Annotated in this window: 26 protein-coding genes; 19 read left to right on the top strand and 7 right to left on the bottom strand. The window is 38.8% G+C overall.

All coding sequences use genetic code 11. The annotated features are described in order from the left end of the window. Positions 1 to 4 precede the first annotated feature (4 nt). The 3 genes from V7161_RS10335 to V7161_RS10325 all read left to right on the top strand — a co-directional run bounded on the left by V7161_RS10335 (position 5) and on the right by V7161_RS10325 (position 2,686). Positions 5 to 1,165, top strand: a complete 1,161-nt coding sequence (locus tag V7161_RS10335) for a response regulator (protein ID WP_335444880.1) — start codon at positions 5 to 7, stop codon at positions 1,163 to 1,165. Between the two features lie 283 nt (positions 1,166 to 1,448). Next, positions 1,449 to 2,345: a 5'-nucleotidase, lipoprotein e(P4) family gene (locus V7161_RS10330; RefSeq protein ID WP_335444877.1), complete on the top strand. Its 897-nt coding sequence runs from the start codon at positions 1,449 to 1,451 to the stop codon at positions 2,343 to 2,345. A 155-nt stretch (positions 2,346 to 2,500) separates the two neighbouring features. After that, complete coding sequence (locus V7161_RS10325) at positions 2,501 to 2,686, top strand: aspartyl-phosphate phosphatase Spo0E family protein (RefSeq protein ID WP_335444874.1); 186 nt, start codon at positions 2,501 to 2,503, stop codon at positions 2,684 to 2,686. A 158-nt stretch (positions 2,687 to 2,844) separates the two neighbouring features. Here the strand turns inward: V7161_RS10325 and V7161_RS10320 are convergent, their stop codons facing one another. Further along, the gene (locus tag V7161_RS10320) at positions 2,845 to 3,300 is read right to left on the bottom strand and encodes a DUF3574 domain-containing protein (RefSeq protein WP_335444872.1); all 456 of its coding nucleotides are present in this window, start codon (positions 3,298 to 3,300) and stop codon (positions 2,845 to 2,847) included. 239 nt (positions 3,301 to 3,539) lie between these two features. Beyond that, positions 3,540 to 4,451 (bottom strand): EamA family transporter, encoded by a 912-nt coding sequence (locus V7161_RS10315; protein WP_335444870.1) that lies wholly within the window; start codon positions 4,449 to 4,451, stop codon positions 3,540 to 3,542. A gap of 405 nt (positions 4,452 to 4,856) precedes the next feature. Here V7161_RS10315 and V7161_RS10310 point away from each other — a divergent pair, with 405 nt between their 5' ends. The 12 genes from V7161_RS10310 to V7161_RS10255 all read left to right on the top strand — a co-directional run bounded on the left by V7161_RS10310 (position 4,857) and on the right by V7161_RS10255 (position 14,548). Beyond that, positions 4,857 to 5,963 carry an ABC transporter substrate-binding protein gene (locus tag V7161_RS10310; RefSeq protein ID WP_335444867.1) on the top strand — a complete coding sequence of 369 codons (1,107 nt, stop codon included), beginning with the start codon at positions 4,857 to 4,859 and terminating at the stop codon, positions 5,961 to 5,963. Further along, on the top strand, positions 5,953 to 6,786 hold the full coding sequence (locus V7161_RS10305) for an alkaline phosphatase family protein (protein WP_335444865.1): 834 nt from the start codon (positions 5,953 to 5,955) through the stop codon (positions 6,784 to 6,786). Before V7161_RS10310 ends, V7161_RS10305 begins: the two co-directional genes overlap by 11 nt. 84 nt (positions 6,787 to 6,870) lie before the next feature. Then, entirely contained in the window at positions 6,871 to 7,725 is an 855-nt protein-coding gene (locus V7161_RS10300) for an ABC transporter permease (protein WP_335444863.1), read from the top strand. Further along, complete coding sequence (locus tag V7161_RS10295; RefSeq protein ID WP_335444860.1) at positions 7,722 to 8,597, top strand: ABC transporter permease; 876 nt, start codon at positions 7,722 to 7,724, stop codon at positions 8,595 to 8,597. Before V7161_RS10300 ends, V7161_RS10295 begins: the two co-directional genes overlap by 4 nt. Then, positions 8,594 to 9,607: an ABC transporter ATP-binding protein gene (locus V7161_RS10290; RefSeq protein WP_335444857.1), complete on the top strand. Its 1,014-nt coding sequence runs from the start codon at positions 8,594 to 8,596 to the stop codon at positions 9,605 to 9,607. Before V7161_RS10295 ends, V7161_RS10290 begins: the two co-directional genes overlap by 4 nt. 27 nt (positions 9,608 to 9,634) lie before the next feature. Beyond that, positions 9,635 to 10,417, top strand: a complete 783-nt coding sequence (locus V7161_RS10285) for a DeoR/GlpR family DNA-binding transcription regulator (protein ID WP_335444854.1) — start codon at positions 9,635 to 9,637, stop codon at positions 10,415 to 10,417. Between the two features lie 74 nt (positions 10,418 to 10,491). Continuing rightward, on the top strand, positions 10,492 to 11,364 hold the full coding sequence (locus tag V7161_RS10280; RefSeq protein ID WP_335444852.1) for a Cof-type HAD-IIB family hydrolase: 873 nt from the start codon (positions 10,492 to 10,494) through the stop codon (positions 11,362 to 11,364). Between the two features lie 27 nt (positions 11,365 to 11,391). Continuing rightward, the gene (locus V7161_RS10275; RefSeq protein ID WP_335444849.1) at positions 11,392 to 11,757 is read left to right on the top strand and encodes a DMT family transporter; all 366 of its coding nucleotides are present in this window, start codon (positions 11,392 to 11,394) and stop codon (positions 11,755 to 11,757) included. Between the two features lie 4 nt (positions 11,758 to 11,761). Beyond that, on the top strand, positions 11,762 to 12,082 hold the full coding sequence (locus tag V7161_RS10270; protein WP_335444846.1) for a DMT family transporter: 321 nt from the start codon (positions 11,762 to 11,764) through the stop codon (positions 12,080 to 12,082). 20 nt (positions 12,083 to 12,102) lie between these two features. Beyond that, complete coding sequence (gene dsdA / locus V7161_RS10265) at positions 12,103 to 13,443, top strand: D-serine ammonia-lyase (protein WP_335444844.1); 1,341 nt, start codon at positions 12,103 to 12,105, stop codon at positions 13,441 to 13,443. Between the two features lie 203 nt (positions 13,444 to 13,646). Continuing rightward, positions 13,647 to 13,925, top strand: a complete 279-nt coding sequence (locus tag V7161_RS10260) for an autorepressor SdpR family transcription factor (RefSeq protein ID WP_335444841.1) — start codon at positions 13,647 to 13,649, stop codon at positions 13,923 to 13,925. After that, positions 13,922 to 14,548 (top strand): SdpI family protein, encoded by a 627-nt coding sequence (locus tag V7161_RS10255; RefSeq protein ID WP_335444839.1) that lies wholly within the window; start codon positions 13,922 to 13,924, stop codon positions 14,546 to 14,548. Before V7161_RS10260 ends, V7161_RS10255 begins: the two co-directional genes overlap by 4 nt. Before the next feature lie 60 nt (positions 14,549 to 14,608). On the opposite strand, the gene V7161_RS10250 is transcribed toward V7161_RS10255, so the two are convergent. Beyond that, the gene (locus V7161_RS10250; RefSeq protein WP_335444837.1) at positions 14,609 to 16,087 is read right to left on the bottom strand and encodes a SulP family inorganic anion transporter; all 1,479 of its coding nucleotides are present in this window, start codon (positions 16,085 to 16,087) and stop codon (positions 14,609 to 14,611) included. A 228-nt stretch (positions 16,088 to 16,315) separates the two neighbouring features. On the opposite strand from V7161_RS10250, the gene V7161_RS10245 reads away from it, so the two are divergent. The 4 genes from V7161_RS10245 (at position 16,316) to V7161_RS10230 (ending at position 18,105) form a co-directional block, all read left to right on the top strand. Then, positions 16,316 to 16,711 carry an ArsR/SmtB family transcription factor gene (locus V7161_RS10245; RefSeq protein WP_335444834.1) on the top strand — a complete coding sequence of 132 codons (396 nt, stop codon included), beginning with the start codon at positions 16,316 to 16,318 and terminating at the stop codon, positions 16,709 to 16,711. Next, on the top strand, positions 16,708 to 17,160 hold the full coding sequence (locus V7161_RS10240) for an SRPBCC family protein (RefSeq protein ID WP_335444832.1): 453 nt from the start codon (positions 16,708 to 16,710) through the stop codon (positions 17,158 to 17,160). Before V7161_RS10245 ends, V7161_RS10240 begins: the two co-directional genes overlap by 4 nt. Before the next feature lie 33 nt (positions 17,161 to 17,193). Then, positions 17,194 to 17,667, top strand: a complete 474-nt coding sequence (locus V7161_RS10235) for a DinB family protein (protein WP_335444830.1) — start codon at positions 17,194 to 17,196, stop codon at positions 17,665 to 17,667. Positions 17,668 to 17,730: 63 nt separating this feature from the next. Next, positions 17,731 to 18,105: an SRPBCC domain-containing protein gene (locus V7161_RS10230; RefSeq protein WP_335444828.1), complete on the top strand. Its 375-nt coding sequence runs from the start codon at positions 17,731 to 17,733 to the stop codon at positions 18,103 to 18,105. A 33-nt stretch (positions 18,106 to 18,138) separates the two neighbouring features. Here V7161_RS10230 and V7161_RS10225 read toward each other — a convergent pair whose 3' ends face one another. The 4 genes from V7161_RS10225 to V7161_RS10210 all read right to left on the bottom strand — a co-directional run bounded on the left by V7161_RS10225 (position 18,139) and on the right by V7161_RS10210 (position 21,893). Continuing rightward, the gene (locus V7161_RS10225; protein ID WP_335444825.1) at positions 18,139 to 19,026 is read right to left on the bottom strand and encodes a DMT family transporter; all 888 of its coding nucleotides are present in this window, start codon (positions 19,024 to 19,026) and stop codon (positions 18,139 to 18,141) included. Positions 19,027 to 19,135: 109 nt separating this feature from the next. Beyond that, the gene (locus tag V7161_RS10220) at positions 19,136 to 20,140 is read right to left on the bottom strand and encodes a LysM peptidoglycan-binding domain-containing protein (RefSeq protein ID WP_335444823.1); all 1,005 of its coding nucleotides are present in this window, start codon (positions 20,138 to 20,140) and stop codon (positions 19,136 to 19,138) included. A 145-nt stretch (positions 20,141 to 20,285) separates the two neighbouring features. Continuing rightward, on the bottom strand, positions 20,286 to 21,497 hold the full coding sequence (locus tag V7161_RS10215; RefSeq protein WP_335444820.1) for a CynX/NimT family MFS transporter: 1,212 nt from the start codon (positions 21,495 to 21,497) through the stop codon (positions 20,286 to 20,288). 114 nt (positions 21,498 to 21,611) lie between these two features. Further along, a complete protein-coding gene (locus V7161_RS10210) occupies positions 21,612 to 21,893 on the bottom strand; it encodes a YggT family protein (RefSeq protein WP_335444818.1) in 282 nt (93 codons plus the stop codon). Positions 21,894 to 22,077: the final 184 nt, after the last annotated feature.

Below are 22,077 nucleotides of genomic sequence, written 5' to 3'. Positions count from 1 at the left end.
TACCTTGCCAAAGCTGATTGCGATAACCATAGATGACGAGTATCCAAACCATATTCTATTAAAACGAGTCATTGATCAAAATGGCCAATTAGAAGTAGTCAAGCAATTTACCCATCCTGAAACGGCTCTTGAAAAAATTCGTGAGATTAAACCCGATGTTGCGTTTGTAGACATTGAAATGCCAGACATGAATGGTTTGGAATTGGCAGAAAAGATTTTGGCGATTCATGGGCAAACGCATATCATTTTTGTCACAGCATACAGCCAGTATGCAATAGAAGCTTTTAAAGTAAATGCTCTGGATTATATTTTGAAGCCTGTTGATGCGCATGAAATGAATCGAGTGGTTCGTAAAATCATAAACCGCACGAGGCAGCAGAGGCCAGAATCCTCAAATGAGGCTCAAGATATCATGCATAAGGGAAGAATACTTTGTATAGGGGAATTTGAAGTCTACGGGAAACATTCAAATCAAAAGGTACACTGGATGACATCAAAGGTAGAAGAGCTCTTGGGTTATCTTGTAATTCACCTTGGGAAACCCGTAGACAAATGGAAGCTCTGTGATTTGCTTTGGCCCAACCTAGACCCTGATAGGGCGAAAACCAATCTCCATACCTCCATTTACCGCTTAAAGAAAACGATTGCGATTGAAAAGGTGCCACTACAGATTAAAAGCAATAGTAACGGTTACTGGGTAGAGCTAGAGGAATGTCTCTTAGATTATAAGGAATTTGTAAGATTATCCATGGATTTGTTAAGGAGCATACAAAAGCCTGACAGCGAAAAAGAAGTGTCGTTGCTTATGAAAGCTGAAAGATACTTCCGTGGAGAGCTTTTTGAAAATAAAGCTTATCTTTGGAGTGCTGCTCATAGTGAAAGCATCAATCAAATGTATATTCGACTGGCATATCGGCTGATCGATTATTTTGGTAAGAACCAATCAATTGAACATGAATTGGAATACCTGAATAAGCTATTGCGATTTTTCCCTTATGAGGAAAAGGCATGTATCTTGGCTATGGACATTTACGAAAAACGTAAAGACAAGCCAGCCCTCATCAGGCAATATCAGCAGCATAGCCAATATCTTATGGAAGAAATGGGCTGCACACCCTCTTTAAAAGTTGAAAAGCACTATAAGAAATTAATGAAAATCCTCTAAAAGACCAAGAGCGATTTGAAAAGGAGTTGATTCCGATTCAAGTCGCTTTTTTCTATGCTCATTTATTTGTTTTCGTAATTTTCTCTAATGTCAGAAATATGTCAGAATGACGATATAACATGGTGGTAAGGTAATTAACAACGAAGAAGAGCACGAACAAAGATTGCGTGTTGAAACAAAATGTAGCAGTAACCTAAAAAGCTGTACAACTATTTTTGCAAAAAGTACCTTAACGCTCGTTATCGTATTTTATGCTATAAAAAATTTGAGGGGGATAAAGAGAATGAAAAAACACTTTTCGATTATGATGGTCGGTTTTATGGCACTAAGTGCGACAGTTGGTTATGTGGTCGGCTCCTCCAAGCAGAATTTAACACAGGTACAGGCGGCATCGGCACAGCAAGAAAAAGCACTAGAAACCGAAGGTCCTACAGGAGATGGACTCAACAACATACTAACTATGGCTGTTGCTTGGAAGCAGACCGCCGCAGAGTATAAGGCGCTATATCACCAATCCTTTAATATGGCCCGAAAGCAAGTTGATCTAGCCCTTGCCAACCACAGACCAGGTGATAAGCCGTTAGCCGTTATCACGGATTTGGATGATACGGTTCTTAGCCCGGTCAACTATTGGGGATACCTTATCAACAATAATATAGAGTTCTTCGACGATGCTATCTGGGACAAGTGGATTCCAACGTACAATATGGTTGCCACTCCGGGGTCACTGGATTTCTTAAATTACTGTAAGGAAAAAGGGGTGGAGGTTTTCTATGTGTCGAGCCGTGACCAAGGATCAAAAACTTATCATTACGCAAAGACGCAACTTAAGAAACTTAATTTTCCTTATGTAGATGATAATCACCTGACAATTCTAAGAGACACATCAAACAAGGAGACCCGCCAAAACGAAATCGCTCAGAATTATGATGTAATCTCCTATCTAGGTGATAACTTAAATGACTTTCGTCGAGTTTATTACGTGAAGGATGTTGATGAGCGTGCCAAATTGATGGAACAGGATAAGGATCTCTATGGAACGAAATTTATCCTCATGCCAAATCCAACTGACGGACACTGGGTACGTGCCATCTTCGGAGAATCAGAACCTCCAGCGACTGATGAAAACCGGGCAATATGGAAGGACGCTGCTACTCGTTCTGCCTGGGAACAAAAGTAAAAGAACCATACTCGATATAGCATTGCGTCGTCGGAGGATTATTTTAAAGAAAATTGGATTTTATCGTAGAGATTTTGAAAGATTGTACTTAAGCTAACGGGAAGTTAGTTGAAAACGAACGTTTTAATTATATTAAAAGATATTAGGTGGTATAGATGTCAATTGACGTGCCCTTCTACATTAAAAAGCTGACAAGAATGCTAGAAATAATAATCGAAATGAAAAGAAATAAGATGATAGCTTTAGGCAATCAATATGGACTTACGGAACCTGAGACAGTTCAAGTTAGTGAAGAACTTGACCAATTAATCAATCTTTATCATAAGATTGTTACAACTTAATCTTATTAGTTTGAAAATTAAATCAACTAAGATTCTCATAGATTTAGAGAATATAAAGCAAGTACACCTAGTAAGGAATTATAAAAAGGGATGTCTCTTAAAAATTTATACTTTTGGGACATCCCCTCAATTATTCTTTGACACAAAAGGTATAGCCGTTACTCGATAAAATACATTTTCCCATTCACTTCAAGAGATACGGATGATTGTTTCATCTCTTCCTTAAGAGATTCAGCGTAGGCAACCACTTCATTTATTTTTTCCTTATTCAAATCTTCTGCGAAGCTATAGACGATGGTTACTTTTTCCTTCACTAACTGATCATTATCCGAGAGCCAAGCTCCTGTCCCATCGATCGCTGTTGCCCCACCAAACATTTTTGAGAATTTCTCTAGTGATTTATTAACATATGGTGTGTTATCAATGGGTTGATTTACATTATATGTAGATGGTACGTAGATTTTCACAATGTCTTTAAGGTAGAATTGTCCCTTTAAAGCAGAGGTTTGCCTTACTTCAGGTGCTTTTGGCTGTTGTGCAGCATACACTGCATTCCCTAAAAAAGTAACTAACACAAATGGGATGAACCAATAAAAAAATTTTTTTCCTTTCATCATGAGGCCTCCTTTTTTATTAGGCTCTGTTAAAAGACATTGTTCATTTTTAAAACTGTTGATTGGATCGAAGCACATGGAGCGCAAATCAACAACAAAGTTTAACAGAGCCTTTTATTAAAATGTAACTAACAATACCCTGGTGACTATCATTCTATTAATTTATACATTAATCAACGTATTTTAAAAAGAGTAATTTTTCCTTATTTTCCAAATTTTATATAATGTTTTCGTCTGTATTAAGAAACAGATTCCTTTTCCAAAGAATGCGACTTTATTTTCGCTTTTGATAGATTCACATTTCCCGCTGCAATTCCGCCTAAGATCAAAACAACTCCGAGCCATTGGGATATGCTTACATGTTCTGCCAAGAAAAGCGTCGATAAGATGACCGCAATCGGAAGCTCAGAGGCTGTCAAAATGGTTCCAAGTCCAGGCTCGATATGCGGCATGCCAATTGAAAATAACAGCGGTGGCAGGGCGACCCCTAATAAGCCAAGAAATAATCCATACGGCACGATTCCAATCAAAACAGGTATATGGAATAACTCCGTAGGTTGAAACATAATGAAAACTGTAATCAGCCCGCCAGTGGAAAAAATGGCACTTTTCTGCACTGGCGGAAGATCTATTTCCACCGTGCCGCTAAGAAAAATAAAAGAAGTATAGGATACAGCGGAAAGTAGTCCCCAAACGGCCCCTTGCCATGTGATCACCCCGTTGTCTCCTGCGAGAACGCCAGCCGCAAGAATAGAGCCAATAATGAGAATCCCAATTGAAACTATTTTTCCTATGGCTGGTATTTTCTTATAAAAAAACCATTCAAAAAATGTGCCAATCCAGACAAATTGAAATAAAAAAATGATCGCAAGCGAAGCATGAAGGGTTTGCAGTGATTGATAATAAAATACACCCGTTAAACCGAGTGGTATTCCTGATAAAAGGAGTTTACCTATTTTACCGAGTGTCAGTTTCTTTTTTTTCGAAAAAAGTGCAACTGTCCAAATCAGTAATGTACCTAGTAAGTATTGAATCCCCGTCACCTCTTCCACCGAAAAACCTGCAGCATATGCGAGCTTTACGAAAGTTGATAATGCTCCGTAACAGCATCCGCCTAAAAGAACAATAAATGAGTATTTCCATGTTTTCATTTTTATTTCCCCTTTCAATCTATTAAAAACAATGATAGATCCATTAATTGGTTTTGCGTTCCTATGGCACTTTTCTAAACAAAAAAGCCACACAGCCTATAGGAGCTGTGTGGCGAAAATAGAGATTCCTCTAGAAAAATCCACAAACAAATAGATTTTAGTATTCAAACTACTTTTATTACTTTAAATCAAATAAATAGTGAATGTCAACGTTCTTGTTGGAGCCTATCCCATAAAAAAAGAACGTTAGACTGGGGCATAAATAATATCCATTTCATTCTTTAACATTGACTTTACATTATCTTAATGTTGGATTAATGTGGAGTTAACAATGTGGATTTATGATAAAACCGTAACAAACATTAAACAACATTATAAATTCCACGTTGAGGAGAGATACTTTTTATGAATTTTAAGAAATGGTGCAAATCGGTTCAAGTTGTGATGTTAGGAATGAGTGTACTTGGATTAGCCGCGTGTGCAGAAACAAAGGAGCCGGTTGCATCGAGTATTAAGGATCCGAACTCGTTAACCCTTAATGAAATTGAAACAAAGGCCAAAAAAGAAGGGGAAGTCAATAGTGCCGGTATGCCTGATTCATGGGCCAACTGGGGAGAAACATGGGATGAAATAACAAAAAAATACACATTAAAACACAATGATACAGATTTATCGAGTGCTGAAGAGATTGCCAAAATGGAATCAGAAAAAGAAAATGCCACCGCGGATATCGGCGATGTAGGGATGTCCTTTGGACCGGTTGCTGAACAAAAGAAATTAACAGTGCCCTATAAAACTTCCTATTGGGATGATGTACCTGACTGGGCAAAAGATGACAATGGGGACTGGGTTGTCGGGTACCAAGGAACGATTGCCTTCTTAACGAATAAAGAATTGGTGAAAAATCCGCCAAAATCTTGGGATGACATCCTAAAAGATAATTACAAAGTAACCGTTGGAGATGTACAGCGAGGAACACAGAACCAAATGGCGGTTCTTGCTGCGGCAATCGCTTACGGTGGTGATGAAAAACATCTCCAACCAGGAATTAACTTTTTTAAAAAGCTTGCGAAGCAAGGACGTCTTAGCTTAACAGATGCTAAGCCAGCGAACATCGAAAAAGGGGAAGTGGAAGTGGCCATTGTTTGGGATTTTAATGCCCTTGGTTATGCAGAACAAATCAATCGTGACCAATTCGATGTCACCATTCCGAAAGAAGGTTCAGTCGTAAGCGGCTATACCACCATTATTAACAAATATGCGAAGCATCCTTACGCCGCAATGGCCGCTAGAGAATATATCTTGAGTGACGAGGGACAAATTAACCTGGCAAAAGGCTTTGCCCGTCCTATCCGTGATAACGTGAAGCTCCCGAAAGAAGTAGCGGATAAAATGATACCAAAAGAAGAATACAAAAATGCCAAACCAATTAAGGATTTCAAAGCTTGGGAAGAAACGGCTAAAACACTTCCGCAGCTTTGGCAAGAAGAGGTGTTAGTCAATGTCAAATAAAGTAATCGCTATTGTTGTGGATGGAATGAGATACGATAAAGCTTGTGAGACACTGGGATATATTCAGCATCTTGTAGAAACCAATCAGGCAGCACTTTACAAGGTTCGGTCTGAGCTGCCTAGTCTTTCCCGTCCATTATATGAAGTGCTGCTTACTGGTACACCGGCTTCGATGAACGGTATTACCTCGAATCAAGCTGTGCAGCTTTCCACGGAGAAAAGTCTCTTTCATCTGACGAAGGAGAACGGGTTAAGGAACGGAGCAGCAGCCTATTACTGGGTAAGTGAACTGTATAATCGTGCTCCATTTGTGTTTGTTGAAGACCGCGAGCAAGAGGATTCAACTAAGCCTATTCAATACGGGAAATTTTATTGGGACGATGATTATCCAGACAGCCATGTGTTGATGGATGCGGAAGCATTGCGCCGAAAGCATGACCCACACTTTTTATATATTCATCCGCTTGGTGTTGATGTAAAAGGGGAAGCGTTCGGTTCGGAATCGAAAGAATACCGTGAACAAATCTTAAAGATGGGAAGCTTGCTCGCACAGCTTTTACCAATTTGGATGAAAGAAGGCTACCATATTTTAATTACATCTGATCATGGGATGAGTGAATATGGGAATCACGGCGGGATAACCGATGGTGAGCGTGATGTCCCACTCTTTTTCATCAGTCCGAAAGTGGCGCCAGGCAACCACAGTGGGGTCGTTCCACAATTGGCGTTTGCCCCGCTCGTTTGTGAACTGTTAGAAATCGAGCCGTCCGATAAAATGATCAACTATTCAATGCCAGGCCTTAAGGGGAACGTGTCCGTTTAATTTTCGAAAAAAGACTGCCGGGAAATGGTTTTACGATTAAAACCATTTCCCCTATTATTAGCGAAAATAGAGGAGAGGGAAGTCTTGCGAAAAATAAAAAAACAAAAATTTTACTTATTAGCGCTCTTACTGCCATTTATTGTATTTGTGGTTGGGTTTGAAATCGGCCCATTAGTGGCCATGCTGAAGGATAGTTTTCATGCAGATGATGGAATTCAAGTCACGATTCAGCAATATGTAACGATTTTTAAAAGTAAATTTTACTTGCAAGCGATCCAAAATAGCCTTGTCATTTCGTTGGTTTCTGCTGTTATTTCTGTGATCATTGCTGTTATTGCCGCTTATTCTTTTACAAAGTTTTCACAAAAGGTCCAAAATCGCTTACTTATGATTGCCAATATGACTTCCAATTTTGAAGGAATACCGCTTTCTTTTTCATTTATTATTTTACTAGGAAACAATGGATTGTTTACGCTGCTTTTTTCCAAGATGGGCTTAGATGTATTTGCAGACTTTAATTTATATTCTTGGACAGGTCTCATTCTCGTCTATATTTATTTTCAAATTCCGCTCGCAGTTATGCTGATTTATCCATCGTATCAAGGAATTAAAGAGCAATGGAAAGAAGCTTCATCTTTATTAGGCGGAACCAAATTATCCTTTTGGCTTCACATCGGGATTCCGGTTTTGCTTCCAAGCATAGCCGGTACATTCAGTATTTTGTTTGCCAATGCAATGGGTGCATATGCGACTGCCTATGCATTGGTCGGAAGTAACTATAATTTATTATCATTGCAAATTGCCTCTTTAGTCTCGAGTGACGTGACCTTAAAGCCACAGCTAGGCAGCGCGATGGGCGTTCTTTTAGCTTCGACCATGATCGGGGCGATGTGGTTCAATAATCGAATGATGCGCCGCATTAGGAGGGATTTACGATGAAAACTTCACTGAGCTTTCATAAAGTAATCGTTGGTTTCCTTGTGATTTATTTATTAATCCCGCTGGCAGGAACGTTTTTATTCTCGATCGCCGGCAAATGGGATCACACCATTTTGCCTGAGAGTTTTACGATGAAATGGTATATCGAATTATTTCAAGATGAACGGTTTTATGGTGCACTACAGCATACGATGTTTTTAATTGTTGTAACGGTTGGTCTTAGTGTGATGATTATGCTTCCAACGATTTTTATCATTACCGTCTATTTCAGCAAATGGGAAGGATGGCTCCAAGCAGCCGCTATGCTTCCTTATGGAATACCTCCGATTGTTGGGGCTGTAGGCTTGATCAAGGTCTATTCAAATGGACCGCTTCAAATTACCGGAACACCGTGGATTTTAGTTGGTGCTTATTTCATCACAATATTACCTTTTATGTATCAAGGGATTCGCAACAGCCTTAGCACGGTGAATGCGGTCCAGCTTGTTGATGCAGCTGAATTACTGGGCGCTACCAAATTTCAGGCGTTTCGCACGGTCGTATTTCCGAACATTATCTCTGGTATTTTGGTGTCTACCTTATTATCTGTCGCGCTGTTATTTAGTGAATTTGCGTTTGCGAATTTGCTTGTCGGAGGCCGATTTGAGACGATTCAAATTTATCTTGCTGACAAACTAAACAGCAGCGGCCACTTAACAAGTGCTATTGTGATTACTTATTATTCGATCATTTTACTGTTAACAGGAACGGTATTAAAACTTACGTTTAAAAAAGAAAAAGTCCATGACATTTCTTCTAAAAAAAGATCTCTTTTATTTTTAATGAAACCATACCGTCAAAAAAATACAGCTTTAGAAGGTGAAAATTCATGAGTTATGTAACGATTGATCAAGTGACGAAGGGCTATCATCACCAAGTCGTGTTAGAAAATATTTCGTTGACCTTAAAAAAGGGAGAATTTGCGACCCTTCTTGGACAAAGCGGGTGCGGAAAAAGTACCTTATTGCGATCGATCGCCGGACTTGAAGACGTAGATTCAGGAAGCATCTTCATTGATGGGAAGGATATCACTCATATATCACCGCGTCAGCGTGAAGTCGGTATGGTGTTTCAGTCCTATGCACTGTTCCCGAATATGAATGTTTTTGATAATATCGCCTACGGTCTTAAAATGAAGAAGGCAAAAAATATCAAATCAAGAGTAACGAAGATGATTGAACTCGTCGATTTAGTTGGAAAAGAGCAATCTTATCCACATCAATTATCTGGCGGTCAACAACAAAGGGTCGCTCTTGCCCGTGCGCTTGTCATGGAACCAAAAGTACTGCTTTTGGATGAGCCGTTAAGTGCATTGGATGCGAAAATTAGAAAAAGCTTGCAAAAGGAATTAAAAAGGATCCAGAAAGAATTAGAGATCACCACGATTTTTGTGACCCATGATCAGGAAGAAGCGATGACGATGTCGGATCGGATTTTTGTCATGGATAAAGGAAAAATTGTTCAATCCGGTTCTCCAGTGGAAATATATACTTCTCCAGTCAATACCTTTGTCGCAAAATTTATCGGAAATTACAATGTTTTAAGTATGGAAGTTTTCCACAAACTTGTTCACAGTACAGAGTTAAACGGGAAGGAAATCGCCATTCGTCCAGAAGTTTTGCAAATCGTTTCTGCTAATGAAGATAACTTAGGTATACATGATGACTGGGGAATCAAAGGGTTTGTTAAAGATGTTTCGATGACAGGGAATGTACTAAGATATGAAGTAGAAACAGAAGTGGCCGCTTTCCTAGTAGACAATCTTCATCACAAAGGGAAAATGTTTGAACAAGGGGCGCAGGTTCAGATTTTTGTACCGAAAAAAGAATGCATTATTTTATAGTCTATCAATGATTCCGGAGGAAGAAATATGTCCGTTTTGCCAGAAGAACGAAAGAATGAAATTTTAAAAGAATTAAATAGAGAGGGAAAAGTAAAGGTCATCGATTTGGTGGAGCAGTTTCAGGTTTCAGAGGAAACAATCCGTCGTGACTTGATGCTGTTAGAGGAAAAAGGGCTCTTAAAGAGGGTTTACGGTGGAGCGATTAAATCGGTTTTTCCATTTGAGGAGCCTCCATTCGCACATCGGACAACAGTAAACCAGGAAGCGAAAGTAAAGATTGGAAAAAAAGCAGTAGAACTCATTTCTAACGGTGATGTCATTGCCATTGATGTAGGGACCACCATGCTTGAATTTGCACAATGTATTCAAGATAAGAAGGATATTACCATCATCACCAATTCTCTTCCTGTTTCATCTGTGTTGACGGAATCTCTTAATCAAAATAAGTTTACGGGCCAAATTTTATTACTAGGAGGGCTATTGGATCCGAAGCAGCAGTCGATCAGCGGCAGTCTGACGGAACAAACGTTACAACAATTCAATATTAATAAAGCGTTTATTTCTGCTGGCGGTGTTTCGATTCAAAATGGGGTTAGTAATTATCATTTACAGGAAACTTTGGTTTCACGCAAGATGGTCGAGGTCTCAAAGGAAGTGATCTTGCTGACAGATTCTTCTAAAATCGATGTTGATACTTTTTGTAAAGTTTGTCCTCTCGAAAAAGTCGATGTGTTTGTTTGTGAGCAATCATTGCCGGAGGGATGGAAGCATCAAACGGCATTAAATAAACTCAATTGGATTCAGGCATAGTGATCAAGAGCAGGAAATATAGTGATTGAAAAATGGGTCTTCCTTTAAAAAATGAGTAAAGGGGTTTTCAAAATATGAGCTTCATTGCGATAGATATGGATGGGACATTATTAAACGGCGAGAATGAAATTAGTGAAGAAAATAGAATGGCGATTCACTATGCCATGGAACGAGGTTTTGAGGTCGTCATTTCAACAGGGCGGGCTTATTTTGATGTTCAGACCATTTGCAAAAAGGCCGGGATTTCCCCCTACATCATTGGGACAAATGGTGCAACGATTCATTTGAAAGATGGAAAGCTTCTTTCCTCTATTCCGATATCGAAAGAGAGTGTAGAATCGATTCTAAAGTGGCTGGATGAACGCGATTTTTATTATGAAGTGTTTACTGACAAAGCGATTTATACACTTAAGAAGAGGAGAAAACATTTTTATCATGAGATTCAACATTTGAAAAGCGCGGATTTGGATAAGGAACAGAAAAAGACAGCAGCAGAAGCGGAAAGCCAATTTGATCAGTTCGGCTATGTTCTTGTTGAAGACTATCCTGACATCCTAAAACAGGAGGAAGAAGTATTTAATATTGTAGCCTGTTCGTTTGATCAAAAGAAACTAGCTGAAGCGTGGAACCGATTCGACATGATTGGTGAGTTGGGGGTAGTTTCATCGGCTGACCATAACATTGAAATTACGAATAAAAGTGCTTCAAAGGGAAATGCCCTTGAAAAATTGGCGTTTTTGATGAATGTGTCCTTAGAAAAATCTATGGCCATTGGAGACAGCAACAATGATTTATCCATGTTCCGGAAGGTCGGATACAGTGTAGCAATGGGAAATGCAAAAGATGACATTAAAGCGGTTTGTACCACAACAACCCTTAAAAATGATGACGATGGGGTGGCTCACGCGATTTATCAATTTATAGAGAACTACGCTCTTCAAAAATAAGTGTCATGTGTTGAAGGAGAGAACAATATGGCATGGATTTATATTTTAATAGCAGGATTATTGGAAATTATCTGGGTAATAGGTCTTAAATATTCATATGGATTTACCATCATGATCCCTAGTATCATAACTGTCGCTATCATAATCCTAAGTTTCTTTTTACTTTCAAAAGCGTTACATTCCTTTCCCTTAGGATCAGGTTACGCCATTTTTACTGGATTGGGAACGGTGGGTACAATCGCAGCCGGGATGTTTCTATGGGGAGAGACTATTAATCTATCGAAAGTATTTTTTGTGACGTTAATGATTGCAGGGATTATTGGATTAAAAATAAGCCAATCAGAACCTAAAACATCCAAGAACATGACTGATAGGTTAAATGTTAGGGGATGATTCAATGGCTTGGTTTTTTCTTGTTATCGCCGGCTTTGCCGAGATTGGCAGTGTAATTAGCATGAAACGTGCAGATGGGTTTAAACGATGGCTTCCTACTATAGCTTGTTTAATTTGTGGGAGTTTAAGTTTTTATTTTCTTTCATTAGCTGTCGCTTCCCTTCCAGTGGGGACCGCCTATGCAATATGGACGGGTATGGGCTCTGTTGGAAGTGTTTTAGCCGGCATGTTCTTCTTTCATGAACCTAAAAATTTGAGATCAACATTATGGATTATGTGTATTATTGCAGGGGCAGTAGGTGTTAAAATAACTTCTGGACAGTAACCTTAGGGAGGAGAAGAGTGATGAAAACGATTCAAGATTGGATAAACGAAAATCCTTTAATAAACGAGTTAGTCGCTACAAAGGAAGTATTTTGGTCAAATCCTAAAAAGGAAGCCTTTCAAACGGGATTAAAAAAACTTTCATTGAATGAGAATGATGTAGAAGATGCAGAGGAACGGTTAAAGCGCTTTGCTCCTTACATTGCGAAAGTTTTTCCGGAAACAAGAAAACTGGGTGGAATCATTGAATCTCCTCTTGTACCTATCCAGGCAATGCGTGAAAAGCTATCAAACATGTATAAGACTCCATTAGAAGGGAGATTTTTGCTGAAATGTGACAGCCACCTTCCGATTTCAGGTTCGATTAAAGCTCGAGGCGGCATTTACGAAGTGTTGAAACATGCAGAAACATTAGCGCTTCAACATGGTTTATTGTCGGTAGAGGATGATTATTCGATTCTTGATAGTGAGAAACTCAGAAACTTCTTTTCTGATTACTCCATTGCAGTAGGGTCCACAGGAAACTTAGGATTAAGTATTGGCATCATGAGTTCCAAATTAGGTTTTAACGTAACGGTTCACATGTCTGCAGATGCAAAGAAATGGAAAAAGGATCTGCTCAGAAGCAAAGGAGTCACCGTCATTGAATATAAGGAAGATTACAGCAAGGCGGTCGAAGAGGGACGAAAACAGGCTACAAGTCAACCAAATTGTTACTTCATTGATGACGAGAACTCTCGTGATCTGTTTTTAGGCTATGCAGTCGCAGCCAGCCGGCTAAAAAATCAATTAGAAGAAATAGATATAACAATAGATGAAAACCATCCCCTTTTTGTTTATCTTCCATGCGGAGTTGGCGGCGGACCGGGAGGAGTGGCATTTGGCTTAAAACTTCTGTATCAAGATCGAGTCCATTGTTTTTTTGCCGAGCCAACCCACTCACCATGTATGTTACTTGGTTTAATCACAGGGCTGCATGATCAAATTTCCGTTCAAGATGTTGGAATTGACAACGTGACAGCAGCAGATGGACTAGCGGTTGGACGGCCATCCAGATTCGTTGGTCAAACAATTGAGCCACTATTAAGTGGAAGCTATACGGTAAGCGACCAAGAATTATTTAAACTCTTAAAAGCAATGGCTGATACAGAAAACATTCAACTGGAGCCGTCTGCATTGGCGGGTGCGATTGGACCTGTGAAATTATCGATGGAGAAAGACGGAAGATCCTACATTCAACAACATCACTTAACAGAGCACATGAAAAATGCTGTCCACCTCATCTGGGCGACGGGGGGGAGTATGGTTCCTAAAGAAATAATGGAGGAATATATGAGTGCCTGTCACGATAACGAAGAATAATAGGTTTTTATAAATAGTTCAACAAAAGGGTCAGACTCCTGCGATTATGAAGTAGAAGTCCGACCTTTTTGTTTAAATAAAATTTAGAGATTTATCTAAATATCTAAAAGGATTCATTGACTAATTTTAAAAATTGCCATATTATACATTTAGATAATTTTCTAAATACCTAAACATAGGATGTAAAGGAAAAGGGTGTTGACATGAATGAAGCTTTTAAGGCGTTGTCCGATCCAAGCAGGAGGAAAATTCTCCAATTATTGAAAAAGAAGGACCTATCCGCAGGAGAAATTGCTGACCAATTTAATATGTCAAAGCCAAGCATTTCACACCATTTGAATTTATTAAAGCAAGCGAACTTGGTGGACTCAGAAAAAAAGGGACAGCAAATTATTTATAGCCTAAATACGAGTGTGTTTGAAGATGTAATTACCTGGTTTATGGATTTTCTAAAGAAGGATGAAGGGGAAGAGATAAAATGAAAAGAAACTGGTTTGGCCTGTTTTTACTTATAATCATCATCATCGGAACCTGTATTTCCTATCCATATTTACCGGAACAAATTGCGGTGCATTGGAACTATAAAGGTGTCCCAAATAGCTTTGCGGATAAATCTTTTGGAGCTTTTCTTCTGCCTGGGATTATGTTAATCTTATATGTTTTTAGAATACTATTGCCTAAAATTGACCCAAAGAAACAAAATTATCAACGATTTGAAGGGACCTATATATGGATTATGAATGGAATTCTATTGTTCCTGTTTTTGCTTCAAATTGTGCAAATTACGAGTGCAATGGGGATTATTAATCCCGCAATGGTGGTTCCTGAATTAATTGGATTATTATTTATCTTTATTGGCAACTTAAGTCCGAAATTCAAACCGAATTACTTTGTTGGAATTCGCACACCATGGACTTTAGCGAGCGAAGAGGTATGGAAGAAAACCCATAGATTTGGCGGAAAGGTATTTGTTATTCTAGGATTATTGATGTTATTGGTCCCAGTTATTCCAACGGCAATCCAAGTTTACTATGTAATCAGTGTTATCGTCGTAAGCTTGGCACTTATTACTCTTTCTTCTTACTATTTTTTCATTAAAAAATGATATTCAATAAACGAACGTCAAAAAAACACATTAAGTGAAATTAATGTGTTTTTTCAATTTTTATTGATTAGAAGCCTTTTCAAGACTGACAGGCACTTTATGAACGCCAAGTTTATCTAATAGTCTTGTACTCTCTGTATTTAAGCCTATTAGATTGACCTTAACTCCATTTTGATTATACTTCAAAACAACTTTATCAATCGCTCCAATGGCCGAGTCATCCCAAAGGTGGGCAGCAGATAAATCAATATCAATTTCTCTTATACCTTCTTTAAAGTCAAAATGATTCACAAAATCAGTGACAGAAGCAAAGAAAAGTTGTCCCGATACACGATAAATCTTTTTATGGGACTCTTTCACTATTTGAGTCTTTATTTCAACCCTTGAAATCTTAGAGGCAAAGATAACCGCACTTAGGATGACACCTACAATAACCCCAATGGATAAATTATCGGTTGCTACTACGGTAATAATGGTAACGATCATCACGACAGCATCCGACTTAGGCATAATCGTCAATTTCTTTAACGAAGACCAATCAAAGGTTCCGATGCATACCATGAACATTACGGCTACTAATGCGGCCATCGGGATTTTAACAAGCACATCATTTAAGACAACAATAAGAATCATTAGAAATACTGCAGCCACAAAAGTTGATAGCCGGCCCCGTCCACCTGATTTGACATTAATCCCAGATTGACCTATCATCGCACAGCCAGCCATACCTCCAAATAAGCCTGAAACAATGTTTGCAATCCCTTGACCGCGGGCTTCTCTATTTTTATCACTGGTCGTTTCTGTCAAATCATCGACAATTTGTGCTGTTAATAGAGACTCAATCAATCCAACAACAGCAATTCCTAGTGAATAGGGGAAAATGATTCTGATTGTTTCGAAATTAAAAGGAACATGAGGAATAAAAAAAGTAGGCAGTGATTGGGTAAGAGTCCCTAAGTCACCAACCGTCTTAACGTCTGAGTTTGTTGCCACTGCAATAATAGTGATGGTAATAATCGCTACAAGTGGTGAAGGAACAGCCTTTGTGATCCGAGGGAATAGATAGATCACTGCTAAACCGCCCACAACCAATGCGTACATCACCCACGATTGCCCTTTGAAATGAGTTAATTGTGCCATAAAAATTAAAATAGCTAATGAATTCACAAAACCAACCATAACGGAACGCGGAATAAATTTCATTAAACAGGCTACATTCAAGGACCCAAATATAATTTGAATTATTCCTGTTAGGATGGTAGCAGCTAATAAATACTGCAATCCATGACCTTTCACTAAACCCCCCATCAACAAGGCTGTTGCTCCTGTAGCTGCTGAAATCATAGCGGGTCTGCCGCCTGTAAATGAAATCACAAGGGCAATACAAAACGAGGCATATAATCCGACCATTGGATTCACACCCGCGATAATAGAAAAGGCAATCGCTTCCGGAATTAATGCTAACGCCACAACCGTACCTGAAAGAATATCACCTTTTATATTCCCGAACCATTCATATTTAATTTTAGATAAATTCAACGATTAAACACCTCATTTTTATATGATTATTTGTTTTGACTTTCAACTCTCATGAAAGTCGGGGCCGTTTACAACAATTGAAAGTATAGCTGAATATGACAATCTTGTGAAATTTGATGTAACCGCCATCATAGTGGATTTACACTTGAATCCTTCCTTTTTCTGCTGTTTCATCAGATTTCTAGAAAATTGAATTTTTCGTTTGGGAATATAAGGATTTGTAAAAAAATGAGGTTGCATTTCTTTTTCATTTGTTTTATAGTTAACCACATGGTTAACTATTATAAAAGTAATCTTGATCAAGTATTTTCAGTTTTATCAGATCCAACCAGAAGGGCCATTATAAAGGAACTATCTAAGGGAGAGAAAACCGTTAAAAAGTTGGCGGAGCCATTTGATATGTCGCTACCTGCTTTTTCAAAGCATATGAAGGTTCTGGAAAGTGCGGGACTAGTCTCGTATAGGAAGGCGGGAAGGTATAAATACTATTATCTTCACCAAGAAGAGTTTTATGATGCAGCCCGATGGCTAAATGATTTAAAGTCATTCTGGGAAAGTCAGTTATCCAGCTTAGAAAGATATTTATTAAACAATGATGAAGAAGAGGGAGGAAACAAAAAATGATCACAATGAACAGCGCACATGATTTTACTTTAAAGTTAAATAAAATCTACCCGGTTAAACCAGAGAGAGTGTTCAATGCTTGGACAAAATCAGAAGAATTGGAAAAATGGTGGGGGCCTGAGGGGTTTACAACGACTATTGATGAAATGAATGTCGAAGTGAACGGAAAATATAAGTTCAATATGCATGCGCCAAACGGTGCTGTTCATGTTCTTGCAGGGCAATATCTTGAAATCGTGCCAAATGAAAAATTAGTCTTTACATGGAAATGGGAAAACGGGAAAGGTGATTTTCCTGCAACAAAAGTGACTATTGATTTTATCGATCAGGGCAATTCTACTGAAGTAGTTGTAACCCATACTGAACTTCCTAGTGAAGAAGAAGCGAAGAATCATAATCATGGTTGGACAAGCTCATTAGAGAGCGGTTTGAAAGCTTATTTAGTATAAAGAAAATTTTAATAATAAAAAGGGGAAACTATCATGAATGAAAAAATGTTCTTTGATCAATTCGAATTTGCTCGAAACGTTACATTAAAAGTGGCACAAGGAATTACCGAAGAAAACGCGGACGTGCTTCCAGTTGGGGCACCAAACTCTCTTCGTTGGCAGTTAGGTCATATTTATGTATCGGTTGAGGGAATTGTGTTTCACTTTGCAAACGAAACACCAAATCTGCCGGAGGGATTCATGGAATTATTTAATACCGGGACAAAACCTTCTGAATGGAAAACGAATCCACCTGCAATCGGAGACATCCTTCCATTATTATCAGAACAAGTTAATCGTGTGAAAGAAACGTTCACTGGACGTCTCGATGAAAAAATCGCCCAGCCATTACCGATAGGTCCTTTAAAACTGGAAACAATTGGAGAACTTCTATCTTTTGCATCATTCCATGAAAGTGAACACATTGGCATTATCAAAAGCTTAAAAAATAGCCTAAAAGCCGAATAATAATTAGAGAAATTTTTAAAAAAAGGAAAAGCAGGAATTACCTTAAGGTTCCTGCTTTTCTAAATGAATGTAGGTAATGAAATTGGAAATAAGGCAGAATTTCGTTTCCCAAAGGCAGGCTTTTATGTAAAGGCAGAGATCACAGCCCTTCAGCCGAATCAACTGGTTGAATGGAAAGTGGTTGATTCCATGCACCCTGAGGCCAGTGGATTTTGCAATTTAAGGGATTGGGAAGGGACAACCATCCGCTTTGAAATGGACAAGGTTTCAGAAGAGGAATCGGTTTTAAACTTTACTCATATTGGGCTGTCAGAGGAACTGGAATGTTATCAGGCTTGTGAAAGAGGCTGGACTTCGTACTTAACAAGCTTGAAGAATCTTGTTGTAAATGGAAAGGGAAACCCATATAAGGATGATTCAAAAGATAAGATAAAATGATTCTTCTAAAAAAAAGCCAGGCTTCTATTACGATTATGTTGTAGAAGTCCGGCCCTTTTTTTCGATTTTTAACTCACTTAAAAAAGTGGCGCCAAGAACAAGGATGCCTCCGAGCAGTTGAATCATGGTCATGCTTTCATGCAAGAAAATCGCAGCGATGAGGACGGCAGAAATCGGATCGATATAGCTAAGGACTGCAATCGTTTGTCCCTTTAATTCTTGAAGTGATGTGAAATATAAAAAATAAGCTAGTCCAGTATGGATAATACCAATTATTAATATGAAAATGACCGAAGTAGAATTGATACCTGAAAAATCCAAATGACTTTGCCATACTACATAGGGAAGCAGCACCAACGCGCCTGCCATTAATTGAACTAATGTAATTTCAAAGCCTGATAAGTTTTTAATAAATTTGTTCATTAATATCACGCTGGCATAAAAGGCTGCCGCTAACAGGCCATATAAAATACCAACTACATTATTCTCCGAACCGCTTGAATTTCCGGAACCAGGATTAACGATTAAAAATAGTCCAATCATAGCCATAATAATGCAAATAACCTTCGTGCTCGTCAGTTTTTCTTTCAAAACCCATGGTGCTAAAATCATTACAAAAATCGGAGCAAAATAATAGCTAATCGTGGCATTGGATATAGTTGTATACCGATAAGATTGAAAAAGAAAGATCCAATTAAGGCCAATGGCAGCACCTGATACCAGGAGCAGAACCGCATTTTGTTTTAACGCTTGAAAGGATGGCTTATGTTTGACGATGAAACTTACAATTAGCAAGAATAAACTACCGATGATCCCCCTTAAAAAAGCAATTTCACTGGAAGACAGGTCTATCTTTTTAACAAAAACCCCGATGCTTCCGAAAATGAGCATCGTCATGATGAGTCTCAGTTTTCCGTTCAAGTTAATCCCCCCTAATTCTTAATCCAAACATAAAATGAATGAATTCTCAACAAAAAAATCCCATTAAACCAAAAAAAGGTAACCACAATTTGGGTCACCTTCTACATGCTTAATGCAAGGATGCTAAAATTTCCTGCATTTTTTGTGTCACTAACGGATAGAAATTATTTTTTGCACTGGCAGTGGAATTACCGCCGAAAAATCCAGTACCTGGGCATGTTTTAATGGCATGGCCTGCACTGTTATCTAATACTCTTTCTCCCGAATTCACATCCCACCAATGATGATAGGTGATACTGTCAACTGTAGGAGTTAACCCGTACTTGATCATAAGCAGGGCAGTGACGGTAACAATTGTTTCCCTTTGTTCCGCTGTCATTTTTTCCGCATCAAAGTTCCCAACATTTTCGATGGCTAACGCATCAGCCTCAATGGCGTGCATGGCCTCTTTATTGAGTAACCCAAATGAACCTTCAGGAGCGATGTTAAATGGACGGCCGACGACAACTTTTCCATCTGGAAAGGTAGTTAATTGCTGACTAATCATGCTCCATTTCATTCCAGTTACATGATAATCCTCCATGCCCTTCATCAAGGCAAAATGATTGGAGCCATTGAATGACTGGTATGATGGCTGATAAGTGTGATGCTGCTGAACTTTTCCAACCCTTCTCGTAAACTTTTGGTTGAAAATCCAATCTTTAAATTCCTCCCTGGTCATAAGAACAAATTTTCCATCCATGGACAGTTTTTTGGGAGGAATTTTTAATTTTTGCCCTACGTAAATAACATCGGACGAAAGGCCGTTTGCAGTTACGATTAAAGAAACTGTAGAATTAAAGGCTTGTGACAGCTTCCAAAGATTGTCCCCTGGAGCAACCTCGTACATGATGGGAATCCTTAATTTCTGGCCAACCAAAAGTACATCTGATTGTAATCCGTTAATTAGTTTTAAATCTTCAACAGAAGTCCCATAGGTATTGGCGATCTTCCATAAATAATCCCCAGATTTCACCTCATAGGTATTGCGCGGGTTATTTGCTGCATGGGCAGGGGATAAATGCATTTGCATTCCTAAAATTAAGGCAAATAGAATCACAAATTGTTTTTTCATTTATGAATTCCTTTCATGATGATTTCACAAAACAACTCTTTTTATGTTTTGTAAATCAAGACATTTGAATTCATTTAGGTGTGCGGATGAGTCAAATTTTTTCGTTAATCAAAAAAAGCGAACAGTGACTAGCACTGTTCGCCTTTTAAATATACCGATCGCGGCCTGATATCATCCCAAATAGCATCACGACTACAGAGACTAAAAGGAGGGTGATAAGCGGAATAGTCCACATATGGGTCTTATCATATAGAAAACCAATGAACATTGGGCCAACAGCCGCAAGGATATAACCGGTTGATTGTGCCATACCTGATAATTCAGCAGCCTGTGCGGCATTCTTCGCACGGAGTCCAATATAGCTTAGCGCTAATGGAAAAGTTCCCCCTAATCCTATCCCAATTAAAATAATACTGATAATGGCAATAGGATAGGAAGAGCTAAGCAGTAATCCGCCATACCCAGCAAAAGAGCAAATGTTTAACAGTAAGGCAATCCATGATTGTGAGCGGAACCGGCCTGCAATAACAGGGATGAAGAAACTAGCAGGTAAACCGACTAATTGGGAAAACGAGAGCATCCATCCTGCCGTGCTGCTACTCATTCCACGGCTTTGCAGGATTTCAGGCAGCCAAGAAATCGTGACATAAAATAAAAAGGACTGGAATCCCATAAACATCGCGATTTGCCAGGCAAGCGGCGAGCGCCAGATTAGATTAGAATTGGAGCTAGCCTTTTTGATCTTATTTTGACTTCCTTGATTGGATTTCACAAGAAGAGCCCAAACCAAAATTGCGATTACAGCGGGAATTCCCCATACAATTAAGGCTCCCTGCCAACCTAGATTCAAGCCGTCCGCTAAAGGCACACTTAATCCTGATGCTAATGATGCCACTAATCCCATAGAAGTTGAATATACACTTGTCATTAAGCCGAACTTCTGAGGGAATTTATCCTTTACAACGGCTGGCAAAAGAACATTTCCAATCGCAATACCCATTCCTGCCAAAAGGGTCCCGGTGAAAAGAAAAAACGTGATGGGAATAGAACGGATGCCTATTCCGATTAACAGTGAGAACAAGCCGATCAGCATTGTCCTTTCATTTGAAAACCGACTGGCTAATTTTGGAACGATCGGTGACATGGCGGCAAAAACAAGTAATGGCAGACTCATGAGGAAGCCGGCACTCCAGTGGGCTAGTCCCACATCAGCCTGAATTTTTCCCACCAATGGCCCTACCGAGGTAATGGCTGGGCGCAAATTAAAAGCTACAAGGACAATCCCAGCTACGAGTAAAAATATATAAGTCGAATTCGATTCAGATTTGGTATGAGCAATTGACTTTCGTAATTCCACAAATAGAACTCCCTTTCTTACAAGCAAACTTTCTTAAGTATATCACAACAAATAAAGAAAAAGCTAAAGGGCGAACAGATGCCAACTGTTCGCCCTTACAAATTTATATTCTTTTTAAACACCAATAACATTCAAGGATTGACGGAGACCTTCAAGCGCAAACATCCTAATAAATCTGAAGGCGAATAAGGCAATAATTGGTGAAAAATCAATAGGGCCTAGAGGGGGAATAAACCGCCTGAACAAGCCTAAATAAGGATCAACTATCCTAGAAATCCAACTTCCAATTTTTGATGAATGAAATTGAGGAAACCAAGAGCCAAAAATCGAAATCAAGATTAACCAATAATAAGCCTCAAAAACATATTGTACAAATAGAAAAATGTTAGAGCCCAATGTATATCTTCCATTCTCTTTTTAATTTTTTTAAACCGAACAAACTCTTGTCCAGATGATACATATACGATTAAGATTCAAAAAGGTTTCAAAATTATTATGTAGAAAAGAGCAAATATTATCAACTCTTAATTTTTTTGCACTGTTAAACTTGATTGTTGATTCGCGCTCCAGGCGCTTCGCT

This window comes from Neobacillus drentensis (assembly GCF_036965425.1).
In the GTDB taxonomy this organism is placed as follows: domain Bacteria; phylum Bacillota; class Bacilli; order Bacillales; family Cytobacillaceae; genus Neobacillus; species Neobacillus drentensis_F.
Note: the sequence above shows the minus strand (reverse complement) of the source record. Positions and strands in the feature narration are given on the sequence as shown.

Coding starts and splice junctions, on each gene's coding strand:
- V7161_RS10330 (WP_335444877.1), top strand. CDS start 1,449: ATGAAAAAACACTTTTCGATTATGATGGTCGGTTTTATGGCACTAAGT.
- V7161_RS10325 (WP_335444874.1), top strand. CDS start 2,501: ATGTCAATTGACGTGCCCTTCTACATTAAAAAGCTGACAAGAATGCTA.
- V7161_RS10320 (WP_335444872.1), bottom strand. CDS start 3,300: ATGAAAGGAAAAAAATTTTTTTATTGGTTCATCCCATTTGTGTTAGTT.
- V7161_RS10315 (WP_335444870.1), bottom strand. CDS start 4,451: ATGAAAACATGGAAATACTCATTTATTGTTCTTTTAGGCGGATGCTGT.
- V7161_RS10310 (WP_335444867.1), top strand. CDS start 4,857: ATGAATTTTAAGAAATGGTGCAAATCGGTTCAAGTTGTGATGTTAGGA.
- V7161_RS10305 (WP_335444865.1), top strand. CDS start 5,953: ATGTCAAATAAAGTAATCGCTATTGTTGTGGATGGAATGAGATACGAT.
- V7161_RS10295 (WP_335444860.1), top strand. CDS start 7,722: ATGAAAACTTCACTGAGCTTTCATAAAGTAATCGTTGGTTTCCTTGTG.
- V7161_RS10290 (WP_335444857.1), top strand. CDS start 8,594: ATGAGTTATGTAACGATTGATCAAGTGACGAAGGGCTATCATCACCAA.
- V7161_RS10285 (WP_335444854.1), top strand. CDS start 9,635: ATGTCCGTTTTGCCAGAAGAACGAAAGAATGAAATTTTAAAAGAATTA.
- V7161_RS10280 (WP_335444852.1), top strand. CDS start 10,492: ATGAGCTTCATTGCGATAGATATGGATGGGACATTATTAAACGGCGAG.
- V7161_RS10275 (WP_335444849.1), top strand. CDS start 11,392: ATGGCATGGATTTATATTTTAATAGCAGGATTATTGGAAATTATCTGG.
- V7161_RS10270 (WP_335444846.1), top strand. CDS start 11,762: ATGGCTTGGTTTTTTCTTGTTATCGCCGGCTTTGCCGAGATTGGCAGT.
- dsdA (WP_335444844.1), top strand. CDS start 12,103: ATGAAAACGATTCAAGATTGGATAAACGAAAATCCTTTAATAAACGAG.
- V7161_RS10260 (WP_335444841.1), top strand. CDS start 13,647: ATGAATGAAGCTTTTAAGGCGTTGTCCGATCCAAGCAGGAGGAAAATT.
- V7161_RS10255 (WP_335444839.1), top strand. CDS start 13,922: ATGAAAAGAAACTGGTTTGGCCTGTTTTTACTTATAATCATCATCATC.
- V7161_RS10245 (WP_335444834.1), top strand. CDS start 16,316: ATGAGGTTGCATTTCTTTTTCATTTGTTTTATAGTTAACCACATGGTT.
- V7161_RS10240 (WP_335444832.1), top strand. CDS start 16,708: ATGATCACAATGAACAGCGCACATGATTTTACTTTAAAGTTAAATAAA.
- V7161_RS10235 (WP_335444830.1), top strand. CDS start 17,194: ATGAATGAAAAAATGTTCTTTGATCAATTCGAATTTGCTCGAAACGTT.
- V7161_RS10230 (WP_335444828.1), top strand. CDS start 17,731: ATGAATGTAGGTAATGAAATTGGAAATAAGGCAGAATTTCGTTTCCCA.
- V7161_RS10220 (WP_335444823.1), bottom strand. CDS start 20,140: ATGAAAAAACAATTTGTGATTCTATTTGCCTTAATTTTAGGAATGCAA.